Raw genomic sequence first — 14,614 nt, 5'->3', positions numbered from 1 at the left:
CAAATCATCATTCGCCTTGTTAGTTCCGGTTAATTCCTAAACTATCACGAGCACCGAGCGGCTCATCATGAGCTAACCGAACGACAAGATCTGCAATACTCTTCCGTGAAACATCATGGCCGCCGAAAGGTTCACCCTTCTTAGTCACTTGATAATCCGTATCATTACCATTGTCAAACCATCCCGGACGAATAATCGTGTAATTAAGGTCGGACGCCTCAACAACATCGGCAGCCGCACGATAACCTTGTAACATGGGATTACTACGGAGATTACCACTAGCCCCTACACTCGCCGGAATTTCATTATAAATTCCCATTGATGTGATAAACACCAAGCGCTGAACTCCTACTGTATCCATAGCAGCAACTAAACTCCTAGCCATATTAGATAAATTGCCACTCAACGCCGCAAAAACGACGTCTTGCCCACGCAATGCTGTCCGTAGTGTTGCTACATCGGTGACACTGCCAGCAACTGCCTGTTCGCGATTGGACAGTTGACCCAAGCGATTGGTATTCCGTGCCATTAAAGTTAGTTGATCATCCGTATGATCCAAGAAATATTGCCGGGTAACACTCCCAATAGAACCAGTTGCCCCAATGATTAAAACGTTTGTCATCATCAATTCCTCCGTTCATTTATGAATAAGATTAGTGTAGTCCCTTGTAGTAACTGCAAGGCAAGCCTTATTTAAAACTTTTTTATTTTGATTTCTGCTCACCTGGCACAATCAACACGACAGCAGCAACCAGCGCAACCAGCAGTAAACCTGCCCCTACTAGAATTGCGTGCTGAAAACCTTCAATATGGCCACCAAATAGATCCTGTGTCGTCACCAGAATTGACAGTCCAACTGAGCCCCCAATCTGATGCATGACGTTAACCACGCCAGAAGCAGCACCAGCGTCAGTTCCTTGGGTATGGGCCACACCGGCTGCCGTAAAGGGACTCAGCGACAGTCCCTGGCCGATGCCAATCACAACCATTGGTGCCGCAATCCCCCACCAATAGCCAACAGGGGATGTAAACCAGCTTAACCACAACATGCCCGCTGCGGTTAACGCAATCCCTATTACCAACAAGCCACCATTGCCCCATTTAGCGGTCAGTCTTGCTACCTGTAACGCTACAATAAAGTTAACAATGGTTAAGGGGAAGAAGGCCACACCTGACATCAACGCGCTAAAACCTAATTGATTTTGCATCAGCTGTGGTGTAATGAACCAGAATCCCATCATGGCTCCCAGATACAGAAACCGACCGACATAGGCGCCGATCCGTTCACGATCGACAAATAAGCGCAGTGGCATGATTGGTTGTGCCGTTCGATATTCTTGATAGATAAAACTGACCAAACCAATCACGGCCACCACTAAGGCAAGCAATCGTGCCCGTTCGCCAATAATGCTGTAAACTAAGGCACTCATTCCCACCAAGGAGCTTAGCGTACCCCACCAGTCTAAGCGGCCACCCTGACCATGATCCAACTGTAAGTGCTTAACGGCCAAATAAAACATCCAAATGCTAATTGGCACGTTCATGAAGAAACCTACCCGCCAAGTCAATAGACTAGCAAAGATGCCACCAATGACCAAGCTAACACTAGCACCAATACCGGCCATGGCCCCATAATAAGCAATTGCCTTGACGCGCTCGGCCCCCTCATAGGTATCCATCAAAATCGCTAACGTTGTTGGTGCTAGAATGGCTGAGCCAATTCCTTGAAAAGCCCGTGCCGCGATGATCATGGGTGCATTGATTGCCAGTCCCACTAACAGTGATCCTAATCCAAAGATTACCAAACCTAGTTGAAAGACACGGCGTCGACCGAACAAGTCGCCGGCACGACCACCCAATAAGAGAAACCCACCAAAGGTTAACGAATACGCACTGCTAACCCAGGATAGGGTTGCTTGGTTAAGCGCTAAGTCGTGGGCAATCTTAACCGTTCCCGTAAAAATAATCGAGTTGTCTAGGAGAATCATAAAGTAGCTCATTAAAATAACCAGTAAAATCCAATCAAAACCTTTGCGTTGTTTCATGTCATTACCCCTCGTTCTTTCAAGTGAATGATTAGCAGTTTAGACCTTCACCTGTACTTCAAGGCAAGCCATAATTTTGTTTTTTTCAAAAATATTTTTTCATAACTAGAATTTATTACTAGCAAAAAAGGATGCCTGCTCAATGCAAACATCCTCGTTATTTTTAAATTTATTGATCGATCACCAATAATGACTTAATCGCTTTCCGCTGGTCCATTGCAGCATACGCATCGGCCACGTGATCCAAGTCAAAACGCTGTGTGAAGACTTTCCCTGGGTGAATATCACCTTTTAAAACGGCAGCCAATAACACATCACGATCATAAGTGGTGACCGAAGCGATACCGCCACGGAGCCCAATATTCTTCCAGAAAAGATTGTTCGTATTCATTTCAGCTTTCTGGGGAACACCCACGCGACCAACAACTGCGCCAGCCCGGCCAACTTTAACAGCCGTATCTACAGACTGAGCCGTCCCCACACATTCCAACACAGCATCTGCACCAGCGCCAGCTGTTAAGTCCATCACACGTTGAACGGCTTCGTCGCCACGTTCAGCAACAATATCTGTCGCACCAAATTCCTTAGCCAATGCCTGACGATCCGCATGCCGGCTCATCGCAATGATTCGTTTGGCACCACGGAGTTTAGCCGCAATGACGCCACAAAGGCCAACTGCACCGTCACCCATCACAACAACCGTATCACCGTCTTTGACTTCGGCAGTTGCCGCAGCATGGTAACCAGTGGCCATCACATCAGCCAGGGTCAACAGGTCGTTGAGTTGCGCATCCGAGTAATCGCTAGGTTGGCCGGGAACCTTAACCAGCGCCCAGTCAGCGTTCTTAAACCGTAAGTACTCGCCTTGATAACCGACAATTTCATCATCGGTCCGAGCATTTTCACAATTTCCATCAAAGCCTGCCAAACAAGCCGCACAGTGACCGCAACCGTGAGTAAATGGCGCAATCACAAAGTCACCGGGTTTCACGTTGGTAACGGCACTCCCCACACTTTCGACAATGCCAATGGCTTCGTGTCCAACTGGCGTATTTTTCTGTCGGTCATTGATCCCGCGATACCACCACAAGTCAGAGCCGCAAACACAGGCGCGGACAATCTTTAATACGGCATCTGTTGGATTCTTGACCGTTGGTTTAGGCAATTCTTGTGCTTCAACTTTTCCTGGCTCAATAAATACTGCTGTTTTCATGTCATTAGCCTCCACTATTTAACCGTTAATTTCTGTAGCCAATCAGCCACTAGCTGATTCGACTGTGTCAGTTCGCTAGCTGCGACACCTAATCCAGTCGCTACCGATAGACTTGGGACTAACTTAGCAAAATCAGTCTCATAATCACCGGGTGTGCCTGCATCTGTATAGAACGGCGCCACCGTGCCCTGATAACCCTGCAACTGCTGCAAGAAAGACCGGACCGGCGTTGCCACCTTACCCGACCAAACTGGACCACCAACCAGTAATAACTGGACCTGATCCAACCGTGGCTGCTCACTGGTCAGCATGGGGAGCTGACCAGTCGCCAACTGCTGATTGGCAACGTCAGCGGTCGCATACATGTCGTCAGAAAACGTGCCTGCCGCCACGGTTAAATCCAGCCGATCTGCACTAGTTTCCTGTTGGATGATTGTTGCTAGTTTTGCCGTATTACCAGACCATGAATAATCCGCAATTAGAACGTTATTTGTCATGTCGATTCCTCCTAAGCTTAACTACGCTCCAGTCTAGACCTTGAAGTGGACTTTAAGGCAAGCATTCTTCAAAATAAAACAACTGAAACAAAGCTCAGGTGCTTATTTGACGCCAAATATATATTAGAATTGGCGATTAATCATGAAATCCATTAGTCAGCTTCATTATTTTCCCGTTCAACCTTCGCTACATGTTGTTTCTCCAGCTCACGGAGTTCCTCTTCCGTTTCCTGCATATGATCATAGAAATGGTTAAGCTTATAGTTCAAATGGTCAATGGCGGCTTGCAGGTCATCTCGCTTTTCTTCCATCACGGCTAACTGTTCCTGCAACAATGCTTTTTGTTCTTTAGTATTATCCTCTTGCGCATCGAACAGCTCAATGTAGCGTCGTAAATTTTCAATACTCATTCCGGCAGCCCGCATCTGTGTCACAAACTTAATTCGTCGGATAATCCGGGCATCGATATCACGATTACCCACCTCAGTTCGATCGATTGGCGGAATCAAGGATTCCTTCTCGTAGTAACGAATGGCAGCCGAGGACACCCCTGTCTTTTCACTGGCTTCTTTAATGTTCATTTCGCATCACTCCCTATAAATTAATAAACTGGTCGCGTTTGTCCCTCAGTATCAGGATCTGCTATCCCAATACTATCACGACTATACTTGCTAGGGTCAGCAATAATGGTTAACACGACATCTGCGATACTTTGACGGGACCCTGAAACCCCGTTATAGGACTGATTACGGGTCGTAACGGTATAGTTGATGTCCCGATCATTGAGCCAAGGCAACCGTAGTGTCGTGTAGTCTAAACCTGAATCAGTCAATAACTGATCGGACTTTCGCGCTGGTACCATGCCAGCACCGATCATGTCAAGATTCCACTGACCGAACTCACCGCCAACTTCATCATATAGGCCCAAAACATTCGTAAAGATGACGCGAGATACTTGATTGGCTCGCATTCCCGCAATGACATTTTTCGTCAACCGATTCTGGCGATCATGATCGACGACGGCAACAAACACTAAATCTTGATTGGCCATTGCCGTCCGCACGGCCTCTGGATCGGTAATATCCCCGTCCACCAGCGTCACCCGTGGATCTGATTGTAAATCGGCCAGCCGCCCAGTATCTCTGAGAAAGAGGGTTAACGACACATCAGCAAATCGGTCTTCCGTTAAAATCCGTTGTTCAACAATTCTTGCAATCTGGCCATTTGCTGCTAAAATCATTACTTTTTTTGTCATGATTAAGACTCCTTTGTCTGCGTTAACCAGCGCTTAAAATCACTGGTCGTGTGTTCTAACTGCACATCGTGAATACTATAGTTGGGTAGAATCGTTGTGCTGTTCGGCGTTAGACATTCTAATACCTGCTGTGTATCACCCGATCCATACCCGGCGTTAGTTGAGAATGACGCGACTCGTTTACCGGCTAACTGCTTGCCAAATTGGATCAAAAATTGACGCATCGGATTAGCCGGGGTCATTGCCCAGATTGGGTGACCTAATAAAATCAAATCATACTGACTTAGGTCAGGCAGGTCGGTTACCTTTAATGTCGGCCAAGCTTGTCGCTCACGTTCTGCCGTTGCCCGGGTGACACTCGCTTGATAATCACTAGGATATGGCTGTACGGCCACTAACTCATAACTGTCAGCTTGTAGATAGCGCTGTGCTAATTCTGCCTGAGCTTCGGTATTGCCGCTTCGGGAGAAGTAAATAATCAGGGTCTTAGCCGTTGGCGTTAAATGTCGGTTTGGCTGTTCGCTTCGATTGGTATCTTGTCCATCAGAACGGGCCCCACGGCCTTTTGGTAACTGTTTTGTCATTATTCACTACCTTCTTTCTACTTGCTTGAATGGTTTTAGGTTAAACCTTAATGTGTACTTCAAGGCAAGTGAAAAATAAAAAAACATTCAATACTTGCATGTAAACCATCGAATAGTGGGCTATTCAGCAACTCTATTTTGTCGGATAAAAAAACTATCTAAAAACAATATTTATTACTCGCAGATAGTATAGAGAACTTGAAAATTGATACAGAGCGTGACCGTGCCAATTAGTAACAACAGTGCTCAGATGTCCATCTACGCGAGTTGCTTACTTTCTTAGAAGGAGAGACTATCTTCATTATTAAACGCACGTTCCGCAATGTTTTACTTCGTTTAACCATCCTTTTATGTTTTGCAGGTTAGGTGTATTTTATTAATAGATGCCGATAAGGTAATGAGTACCCGAGTAGCTAAATTTTATTGAACCATAGCGCTTGGACGACTCGGTTTTAATCTAGACTTTTGACTGCTAAAATTTCCAGGGAGGATTCAAAATGGCTAAAAATGAGTACACCGAGGCCCGGGCAAGAGCCAATAAAAAGTGGGACGACAAAAACAAAGACCGCATACGTTACATTAATGCACGGTCTGCTGCACGTAGCTTTATCCGAAACAAGTCCACACTTGACGATCTGCAAGAGCTTAAAGCGCTGATTGCCCAGCGAGAAACTGATCTAAAAACGCAACCCTAAAAGATTCTAAAATAGCCGTTGCCAGTAATCAGATGATTATTGGCAACGGCTATTTAGACCCCTATTGGTTCAATGGCCAGTCGGTGCACGATGCCACCCTCATTCTGAAAATCAAATTAATCCTCGCAAGACTATACTGCTCATGAGGTGATCACACGAATAGAGACGCCATGATTTCGCGGCAACTGTTACAACTGGCTCATAGAATTAAGCAGCGCCAAAATTTACGCACTGTGCTTGTTCTCCTAGACTGCGGAAACTAATCCACCAATCTTCCATCACTGCCCCACCTTATATGCTCAAACTCGCTCAGTAGCGTTACACTAGTTCTGTACAATAAATATTTCAGGGGGAATTACATGAAAAAACTTAAAGGCAAATCCATCGCCACACTCATGTTGCTCAGCGCTGTTGCAGGGATTGGGCTCACTGCGGGGACAACAGCCCAGGCATCAAGCAAATACTTAAATTTAGGGCAATCGGGCTACGTCCGTACCAAGAAAGCGATGTACGTGGGGATCACCCAAAAACAGGGGAACACCTACAAACCACTGCTAAAGAAAAAGGGCGCCCTGTTACGCGTTGCGCAGATTAGCCAACCGACTGGTAAGGGGCCTATCAAAGTCTCATTCACTTCCGGTCCGGTGCATTACAACCGCTTGCGTCACCTCAGATTCTCAAGCGATGCCACAATTCCCTTAACCAAGGCTAACTTTAAAAATGTTAATTTAAAGGCCCCTATCCGGGGAACGGTCTTACGCGCTGGCACGGGGTTCAAACAAGATCGCCACTACAACTACGGTAACAGCTCCGCTTTCTACCTAACGTTGGACAATTACATTCAGTATTACAGCAAGTCCGCCATGACGAAGTATGATGCTAGCGGCGATATGGTGATCACGGGTCACCTCACGGATAATTTCAAGCCCACTGCATCAGCCAAGATGACCAAGACGACGGTCAAGGGCAACACGACCACTGTTCAATACAATCGGGCGATTAAGGGCATCCCCGGGAAAAAGCTGAGTGCCCACAAATATCAGATTAAAATCACGAACCGCAATACCCATGACCTCAAATACTTCAGCGAAGAAGACCGGGGAAGCTGGACGAACTACACCGTTAATACCAAGCCTTACTTTGTCGGCATGATGTATGACGACTAGAAACGTTCAAAAGACCACTCGTCATGAGTGGCCTTTTTTCATCTGCCGGTCACGGCGGTCTAAACCAACTGCACCCCGATCGCCAGTGCGCCCCATTGCCGTTCCCGTTCCGGCGCGTAGGTCTCGTAAGTTTCGGCCACCATCTGGGCCAAGCTGTCCGTGGCTAGACTACCCACGGCCTCGTGTGGGTACTGCTGATAGAGTTGGGCAAACGTGGTAAACACCCGCAGGCTCACCACCCGCGTGGCCACCTGTTGCTGCGAGTCAGCCAGACTCACAAAGGTAATTGTATCGCCAACTTGTAGCTGTTGGCGTTTGGGATCGTTGAGCCGTACCTCAATCGCCTTGGTTCCGGCCCGAACCGTAGAAAAGGCCGCCGCATTCAGATGCATCATTCGTTTTGTCATTGCCACCCTGCTTTCATCATCCATTTTCACTTATCATCGCATTTATTCAGCGGCATTGCACGTCCATTATCCCCACGCTGACACCATTAACTGATTAAAATAATTTGTTACTTATCTCCCCTAATAATCATGGCTGATTACCATCTTTTTTCGTTCCCTTTTGTCAGGAAACCCGCTATAATCATTTAGGTTACACCATATTTTCTTTTAAAATTCTCAATCCAGAGGAGGTAGCCTGATGACCCAACCTATTATTACCCTACGCAACGTCACCAAGCGTTACGGCACCCATACCATTTTAAAAAACATTAATCTAACGCTCGAGTCCGGCAAATTTTACACTTTGCTCGGACCATCGGGCTGCGGCAAGACCACCATTCTACGGGCGATTGCCGGCTTCATGACCATTTCCGAAGGCGACGTGCTCTTCGCCGGAAAGCGGATCAATGAGGTCCCCGCCAACAAACGTAACGTCAACACGGTCTTCCAAGACTACGCGCTCTTTCCCCACATGACCGTGGCGGAGAATGTTGCCTTCGGTCTGACCCTCAAGAAGGTCGCCAAGGACGAAATTGCCCAACGGGTGGCCAAAGCCCTGCAGTTGGTCCAGCTGGCCGACTACGGTGATCGTGCCATCAGTGCCCTTTCCGGGGGCCAGCAGCAACGTATTGCCATCGCCCGCGCCATCGTCATGGAACCCAAGGTGCTGCTCCTCGACGAGCCCCTTTCCGCTTTGGACGCCAAGTTACGCCGGCAGATGCAATACGAGTTGCGTGACCTGCAACAACGTCTGGGTATCACCTTTCTCTTCGTGACCCACGACCAGGAAGAGGCCCTCGCCATGAGTGATGAGATCTTCGTCATGAACCAAGGAGAGGTCTTACAGAGTGGCTCTCCCGTCGACATCTATGATGAACCCATCAACCATTTTGTCGCGGACTTTATTGGGGAAAGCAACATTCTCCCCGCTAAGATGATTGCCGACTTTCAAGTGGCTTTCGGCGGCCATCAATTTGAATGCGCCGATGCCGGGATTCCCGACAATGAACCGGTGGAGGTCGTCATCCGTCCAGAAGATTTGACGCTCACGACCCGCGACCAGGCTAAACTCACGGTCACCATCGACACGCAACTCTTCCGGGGCGACTACTACGAGATTGCGGCGACCGATAACCTCGGTAACGCTTGGCTGATCCACTCCGTCAACCCCGCTGAAGATGGCGAGACGATCGGGATCACCTTCCGCCCACAAGACTTGCACGTCATGCGATTCGGCGAAAAGGAAGCGGAGTTCGATGCCCGCCTCGAAACCTATGAGGAATTGGAGGGTGATAACGTTGACGAAACGTAGAACTTGGACCTACTTTCTTCCTTATGGCCTTTGGCTCGCCCTGTTTGTCATTGCCCCGGTTGCGCTGATCATTTACCAATCCTTCTTTGACCTCGGTCACCACTTCACGCTGAGCAATTACAGCACTTATTTTCAATCCGCAACCTACTTAAAGATGACGGCCAACTCCGTGTGGTATGCCTTCTTAATTACGCTGTTCACCGGCCTGATTAGTTACCCCACGGCCTACTTCATTCATCAACTCAAACACCGCCAATTCTGGTTATTGCTGGTGATCCTACCGACCTGGATCAACATTCTGCTCAAGGCCTACGCTTTTATTGGCATCTTTAGCCAAGCGGGTCTTGCTAACCAGTTTCTGACCTTTATTGGCATTGGCCCCCAGCAAATTCTCTTCACCAATGCCAGCTTCATCTTCGTGGCCACCTATATCCAGATTCCCTTCATGATTCTGCCCATCTATAACGCGCTGGACGATCTCAACCCAGCCTTCATCAACGCCAGTCGGGATCTGGGTGCCAGCAATTGGCAGACCTTTCGCCACGTGATTTTTCCGTTGACCCTCCCCGGTGTGAAGGCCGGCATCCAAGCCGTCTTCATTCCATCGCTTTCCCTCTTCATGCTGACCCGGTTGATTGGTGGGAATAAGGTTATCACACTTGGGACGGCAATCGAAGAACATTTCCTGACGACCATGAATTGGGGAATGGGGTCCACAATTGGGGTTATCCTGATTGTGGCCATGATTGTCGTCATGCTCCTGACGGGTGATCAGAAACGCGAAGGGGGGACTCCGCGATGAAACGACGATTTGCCAATATTTATCTGATTATCGTTTTTGCCATTCTCTACGCCCCCATTATCTTTCTAATCGCCTACTCGTTTAGTCAGGGGGACACCATGACCAACTTTCACGGCTTCACCTGGCGCCACTACCAGACCTTATTCAGTGACACACGGATGCTGGCCATCGTGGCGAATACCCTGCTGATTGCCTTGCTTTCGGCGCTCATTGCCACCCTGATTGGCACACTGGGTGCGCTCAGCATCACGCGTACCACCAAGCGGGTGACCCGTGAATCCCTCCTGACGCTAAACAACGTGCTGATGGTCTCACCCGATGTGATCATTGGTGCAAGCTTCCTGATCTTCTTTACCATGCTGAAGATTCCCCTGGGATTTAGCACGGTCCTGATGAGCCACATTGCCTTTGAAATTCCGATCGTGGTCTTAATGGTTCTGCCACGGCTACGAGAAATGTCAGCGTCCCTCCTCGATGCCGCACAGGACCTGGGCGCAACCACTCGGCAGTTACTCACGCACGTCATCATTCCCTTTATTTCACCAGGCATCTTTGCCGGCTTCTTCATGGCGCTGACCTACTCTCTGGATGATTTTGCCGTCACGTTCTTCGTCACCGGAAACGGCTTTTCCACCCTCTCCGTTGAGATTTACTCCCGGGCACGCCAAGGAATTAATCTGGAAATCAACGCCCTATCTGGTGTCATGTTTCTCTTCTCCCTGTTGCTGGTTGGCGGTTACTATTGGATACAACAAGCCAGTCAGAAACGACGGCAACGTAAGCGGGAGGTGGTCTCATGAAACGGTTGATTAGTCTCATCGTCGGTCTGCTCGCCATTTGCGGCCTTCTCGCTTATGCGGGGCATCATCTCCAGGCCTCCAGTGGCAGTACCGGCAGTAAAGTTCTCAATCTCTACAATTGGGGCGACTACATCGATCCCCAACTACTGACAAAGTTCCAGAAAGAAACCAGCTATCACGTCAACGTGGAAACCTTTGATAGCAACGAAGCCATGTACACCAAGATTAAGCAGGGAGGAACCCACTACGACCTGGCCATTCCCAGCGAATACATGGTCGCTAAGATGAAACGCGCCCACCTCCTACAACCGCTGGATCGCAGCCGACTGACCGGTCTCAGAAATTACGACCCACAGTTCATGGGACGTTCCTTTGATCCCACGAATCGCTATTCGCTCCCCTATTTTTGGGGCACTTTAGGCATTATCTACAACGATCGGTTCGTGCGGCCTGGTACCGTCAACCACTGGCAGGATCTGTGGTCAGGGAAGTACCGCGATAAGATCATGTTAATTGATTCGGCACGAGACATCATGGGGATGGCCCTGGCCTCTCAGGGACAGTCGATGAATACCACCAATCCGCAAAAGCTGCGGGCCGCCGAGCAGAAGCTCACCCGATTAGCGCCCAACGTCAAGGCAACCGTTGCCGATGAAATTAAGATGTATATGACGCAAAATGAGGCGCCCCTGGCCGTGGATTGGTCCGGTGAGGCCGCCGAGATGCTCGCCAATAATCACCACCTACACTACGTAGTTCCCAGCGAGGGCAGTAACCTGTGGATTGACAACTTGGTCATCCCCAAGACGGCCCAACACGACCGAGCCATCTATGCCTTTCTGAACTTCATGGCGGAACCCAAAAACGCCGCCCAGAATGCGGAATACGTCGGCTATGCCACGCCTAATCGTGCGGCCAAGGCTTTGCTACCCGCTGCCGTTCGGGACGATCACCAATTCTATCCCAACACCACAACGCTACATCACTTGGAGGTCTACCGTGACCTCTCACCAACTCAGGTCGGGCTCTACAACGACCTCTATCTTGAATTTAAAATGCATCACTAGCCAACAAAGCCCCGCAACGACAGCAGATCGTTGTGGGGCTTTTGTCTGTCGGTACTAACCAAAGCTACCGGCAATATAATCTTGCGTGACAGGAATCTGGGGATTGCTAAACATCGTACCTGTTGGGGCATATTCCATGATATGACCCAAGTGGAAAAAAGCACATTGGCTACTAATCCGTGACGCCTGTTGCATGTTGTGCGTCACGATGATGATCGTATACTTCTTTTGCAACTCGAGTAACGTCTCCTCCACCTTAACCGTGGAAATGGGATCAAGCGCGCTACAAGGTTCATCCAGTAAGAGCACATCCGGTGCCATTGCAATCGACCGAGCGATACACAACCGTTGTTGCTGGCCTCCGGAGAGTGACAACGCACTCTTGTCGAGATTGTCCTTCACTTCGTCCCAGAGCGCCGCACCCTTCAAGCTCTGTTCGATGCGTTCTTCTAGTTCCGCCTTTTTCTTAAGGCCGTTAGCCCGCAACGCATACACGATATTTTCCCGAATCGACTTCGCAAATGGGTTGGGGCGTTGAAACACCATCCCGATATGCCGGCGAATTTCATAGATGTTCACGCCGGGTTCGTTGATGTTCACGCCATGATACCAGATCTTACCGGTTACCGTGGCGATCCCATCGTTCATGCGGTTTAGCGAACGCAGGTACGTGGACTTACCGGAACCCGAGGCGCCAATCAAGGCCGTAATCTGATTCTTCGGAAAGGCCAGGTTGGCATCAAACATGGCATGGTTTTCACCATAAAACACCTGCATGTTTTCGGTCTTCATGGCTAATGACGTCTTGTCATCAAACGTTTGTACCGCAGTTTCTTCAAATGAGTATTGTTTTAACATAGCTGTCCCTCCTACTTGCTAGCCGTGACGCGACGATACAGGTACGTTCCCAATAACCGTGCGCCCAGGTTGAAGAGGAGAACCGCAATAATCAGGACTGCCGAGGCCGCAGCGGACAAGGCCGCAGCGTTGCTCGCCAAACCTTCCGTGTTGACCTTCCAGATGTGAACCGCCAACGTCTCGGCTGGACGGAATGGATTCAACGGACTAGCCGGATCCATGGGATTCCAATCGGCAAAGTTGGTCACGGGCGCACTCTGACCCGCCGTGTAAATCAGCGCGGCAGCTTCCCCGAAGACCCGCCCGGCACTCAGGACGATCCCCGTCACAATACCGGGTAAAGCCACGGGCAGAATGATGCCCAATTCCGTCTTCCATTTGGATAACCCTAGTGATAACCCGGCTTCCCGTTGACTCCGGGAAACGGCACTCAATGATTCTTCAATGTTCCGCGTTAACAGTGGCAGATTGAAGAACGTCAGGGCGATGGCCCCAGAGATAACGGAGAAACCAATCTTAAACTTAACCACGAAGAGTAAGAAGCCGAACAGCCCCACCACCACGGATGGCAAGGAACTCAGAACTTCAATGGCCGAGCGAATCAGGCTCGTCCGCCAATTATCCTTCGCATATTCGGCCAAGTAGATCCCCGCGCCCAGTGAAATGGGAACGGAAATCAACATGGTCAAGACCAACAAGTAAAAGGAGTTAAACAACTGGACACCGATCCCCCCGGCGCCACTGAAGGCATCGGTGGCCCCGGTCAAGAATGACCAACTGACGTGAGGCAATCCCGCCGTTAAGATGTATGCCAGCAGGAAGAACAGAATGCCAACCACGGAGGCGACAATCAAATCAATAACGATCGTTGCAATGAGATCTGTGCGTTTAGCGTTCATGTTTGAGTTGCCCCCTCTTAGCAATGACCCGCACGATGGCGTTGAAGAATAATGACATCAATAATAGGATCAGTGCCAATGACCATAAGGCGTTGTTAGGCAGTGTCCCATCAATGGTGTCCCCAATACCCGTGGTTAACTGACTCGTCAACGTTGACGCCGGTGAGATCAGGTTCTTCGGCATAATAGCGGCGTTCCCAATCACCATCTGAACGGCTAAGGCTTCCCCAAAGGCCCGTGCCATCCCGAAGATAACAGCCGTTAAAATCCCAGAAGTGGCTGACCGTAAGATAACCCGAGACACGGTCTGCCAACGCGTGGCGCCCAAGGCTAAGGAAGCTTCCTTGTAGAAACGGGGAACCGCCCGTAAGCTATCGACCGTCATCGACGTAATCGTCGGTAACACCATGACAAACAACACGAAGGTTGCCGAGATGATCCCGAAACCGGAACCGCCGACTAAGTGCCGCATAAACGGCACAATGACCGCCAGTCCAATAAAACCATAGACCACGGAAGGAATCCCGACCAACAGTTCAATGACAGGTTGGAGAAACTTCCGGCCCTTGTTCGGTGAGATTTCAGTCATAAAGATGGCCGTCCCGACCGCAAACGGGGTTGCAACGATTGCGGCGGCGAAGGTAACAGCGAATGACCCGACGATCATCGGCAATGCGCCAATTTGGCCCTGATCAGGCGCCCAGTTGGTTCCCGATAGGAACTTCCACAGGCTCACATGGTTCTGTGTAAACGTCGCGATTCCTTTAGACGTGATAAACCACAGCATTGAGGCAACGACCAAAATAATAATGCCAATACAGAAGTAACTGATCCCACGACCGATCCAATCTTCACGGGTGGCTTTAGTTGCGTGGTGCAACTGTGTTTCCCACTCATGTGATTGGGCGTCTTGTTTTTTTAATTGAAAATTAGTTTGTTCCATTAAATGACTCCCCCTTAAAAAAAGTGAAGGTG

Annotated in this window: 17 protein-coding genes; 6 read left to right on the top strand and 11 right to left on the bottom strand. The window is 49.3% G+C overall.

Annotated elements, in window-relative coordinates; genetic code table 11:
- Positions 1-19 precede the first annotated feature (19 nt).
- The 7 genes from FD28_RS11635 to FD28_RS11605 form a co-directional block, all read right to left on the bottom strand.
- Positions 20-622, bottom strand: a complete 603-nt coding sequence (locus FD28_RS11635) for an NAD(P)H-binding protein (RefSeq protein ID WP_057735210.1) — start codon at positions 620-622, stop codon at positions 20-22.
- An 82-nt stretch (positions 623-704) separates the two neighbouring features.
- The gene (locus FD28_RS11630; protein ID WP_057735209.1) at positions 705-2,045 is read right to left on the bottom strand and encodes an MFS transporter; all 1,341 of its coding nucleotides are present in this window, start codon (positions 2,043-2,045) and stop codon (positions 705-707) included.
- 169 nt (positions 2,046-2,214) lie between these two features.
- The gene (locus tag FD28_RS11625) at positions 2,215-3,258 is read right to left on the bottom strand and encodes a zinc-dependent alcohol dehydrogenase family protein (RefSeq protein ID WP_057735208.1); all 1,044 of its coding nucleotides are present in this window, start codon (positions 3,256-3,258) and stop codon (positions 2,215-2,217) included.
- A gap of 14 nt (positions 3,259-3,272) precedes the next feature.
- Complete coding sequence (locus FD28_RS11620; protein WP_157059892.1) at positions 3,273-3,755, bottom strand: flavodoxin family protein; 483 nt, start codon at positions 3,753-3,755, stop codon at positions 3,273-3,275.
- Positions 3,756-3,907: 152 nt separating this feature from the next.
- The gene (locus FD28_RS11615; protein ID WP_057735207.1) at positions 3,908-4,336 is read right to left on the bottom strand and encodes a MerR family transcriptional regulator; all 429 of its coding nucleotides are present in this window, start codon (positions 4,334-4,336) and stop codon (positions 3,908-3,910) included.
- A gap of 20 nt (positions 4,337-4,356) precedes the next feature.
- A complete protein-coding gene (locus FD28_RS11610; protein ID WP_057735206.1) occupies positions 4,357-5,010 on the bottom strand; it encodes an NAD(P)H-binding protein in 654 nt (217 codons plus the stop codon).
- Positions 5,011-5,012: 2 nt separating this feature from the next.
- Positions 5,013-5,594 carry a flavodoxin family protein gene (locus tag FD28_RS11605; protein ID WP_057735205.1) on the bottom strand — a complete coding sequence of 194 codons (582 nt, stop codon included), beginning with the start codon at positions 5,592-5,594 and terminating at the stop codon, positions 5,013-5,015.
- A 497-nt stretch (positions 5,595-6,091) separates the two neighbouring features.
- Here FD28_RS11605 and FD28_RS11600 point away from each other — a divergent pair, with 497 nt between their 5' ends.
- Both FD28_RS11600 and FD28_RS11595 read left to right on the top strand, forming a co-directional pair.
- Positions 6,092-6,289: a hypothetical protein gene (locus FD28_RS11600; RefSeq protein WP_057735204.1), complete on the top strand. Its 198-nt coding sequence runs from the start codon at positions 6,092-6,094 to the stop codon at positions 6,287-6,289.
- A gap of 359 nt (positions 6,290-6,648) precedes the next feature.
- Positions 6,649-7,455: a hypothetical protein gene (locus FD28_RS11595; protein WP_057735203.1), complete on the top strand. Its 807-nt coding sequence runs from the start codon at positions 6,649-6,651 to the stop codon at positions 7,453-7,455.
- 59 nt (positions 7,456-7,514) lie between these two features.
- On the opposite strand, the gene FD28_RS11590 is transcribed toward FD28_RS11595, so the two are convergent.
- The gene (locus tag FD28_RS11590; RefSeq protein WP_235806896.1) at positions 7,515-7,862 is read right to left on the bottom strand and encodes an ASCH domain-containing protein; all 348 of its coding nucleotides are present in this window, start codon (positions 7,860-7,862) and stop codon (positions 7,515-7,517) included.
- Positions 7,863-8,100: 238 nt separating this feature from the next.
- On the opposite strand from FD28_RS11590, the gene FD28_RS11585 reads away from it, so the two are divergent.
- Genes FD28_RS11585 through FD28_RS11570 form a run of 4 tightly spaced genes read left to right on the top strand, consistent with a single transcriptional unit; the run spans position 8,101 to position 11,882 of the window.
- Positions 8,101-9,213 carry an ABC transporter ATP-binding protein gene (locus FD28_RS11585; protein ID WP_057735202.1) on the top strand — a complete coding sequence of 371 codons (1,113 nt, stop codon included), beginning with the start codon at positions 8,101-8,103 and terminating at the stop codon, positions 9,211-9,213.
- Positions 9,176-10,015 carry an ABC transporter permease gene (locus FD28_RS11580; RefSeq protein ID WP_057735201.1) on the top strand — a complete coding sequence of 280 codons (840 nt, stop codon included), beginning with the start codon at positions 9,176-9,178 and terminating at the stop codon, positions 10,013-10,015. Before FD28_RS11585 ends, FD28_RS11580 begins: the two co-directional genes overlap by 38 nt.
- Positions 10,012-10,815 (top strand): ABC transporter permease, encoded by an 804-nt coding sequence (locus tag FD28_RS11575; protein WP_057735200.1) that lies wholly within the window; start codon positions 10,012-10,014, stop codon positions 10,813-10,815. Before FD28_RS11580 ends, FD28_RS11575 begins: the two co-directional genes overlap by 4 nt.
- On the top strand, positions 10,812-11,882 hold the full coding sequence (locus tag FD28_RS11570; protein WP_057735199.1) for an ABC transporter substrate-binding protein: 1,071 nt from the start codon (positions 10,812-10,814) through the stop codon (positions 11,880-11,882). Before FD28_RS11575 ends, FD28_RS11570 begins: the two co-directional genes overlap by 4 nt.
- A gap of 54 nt (positions 11,883-11,936) precedes the next feature.
- On the opposite strand, the gene pstB is transcribed toward FD28_RS11570, so the two are convergent.
- The 3 genes from pstB to pstC are packed head-to-tail and all read right to left on the bottom strand — an operon-like array spanning position 11,937 to position 14,582.
- Positions 11,937-12,740 carry a phosphate ABC transporter ATP-binding protein PstB gene (gene pstB / locus FD28_RS11565; RefSeq protein WP_057735198.1) on the bottom strand — a complete coding sequence of 268 codons (804 nt, stop codon included), beginning with the start codon at positions 12,738-12,740 and terminating at the stop codon, positions 11,937-11,939.
- Between the two features lie 11 nt (positions 12,741-12,751).
- On the bottom strand, positions 12,752-13,639 hold the full coding sequence (gene pstA / locus FD28_RS11560; RefSeq protein WP_057735197.1) for a phosphate ABC transporter permease PstA: 888 nt from the start codon (positions 13,637-13,639) through the stop codon (positions 12,752-12,754).
- Positions 13,629-14,582, bottom strand: coding sequence for a phosphate ABC transporter permease subunit PstC (pstC, locus tag FD28_RS11555; RefSeq protein ID WP_057735196.1), 954 nt, complete (start codon positions 14,580-14,582; stop codon positions 13,629-13,631). The genes pstA and pstC overlap by 11 nt, the downstream gene beginning before the upstream one ends.
- Positions 14,583-14,614: the final 32 nt, after the last annotated feature.

The sequence above is a fragment of the Levilactobacillus hammesii DSM 16381 genome (assembly GCF_001434395.1).
GTDB lineage: Bacteria > Bacillota > Bacilli > Lactobacillales > Lactobacillaceae > Levilactobacillus > Levilactobacillus hammesii.
This window is presented reverse-complemented; position numbering and strand designations above follow the sequence as displayed.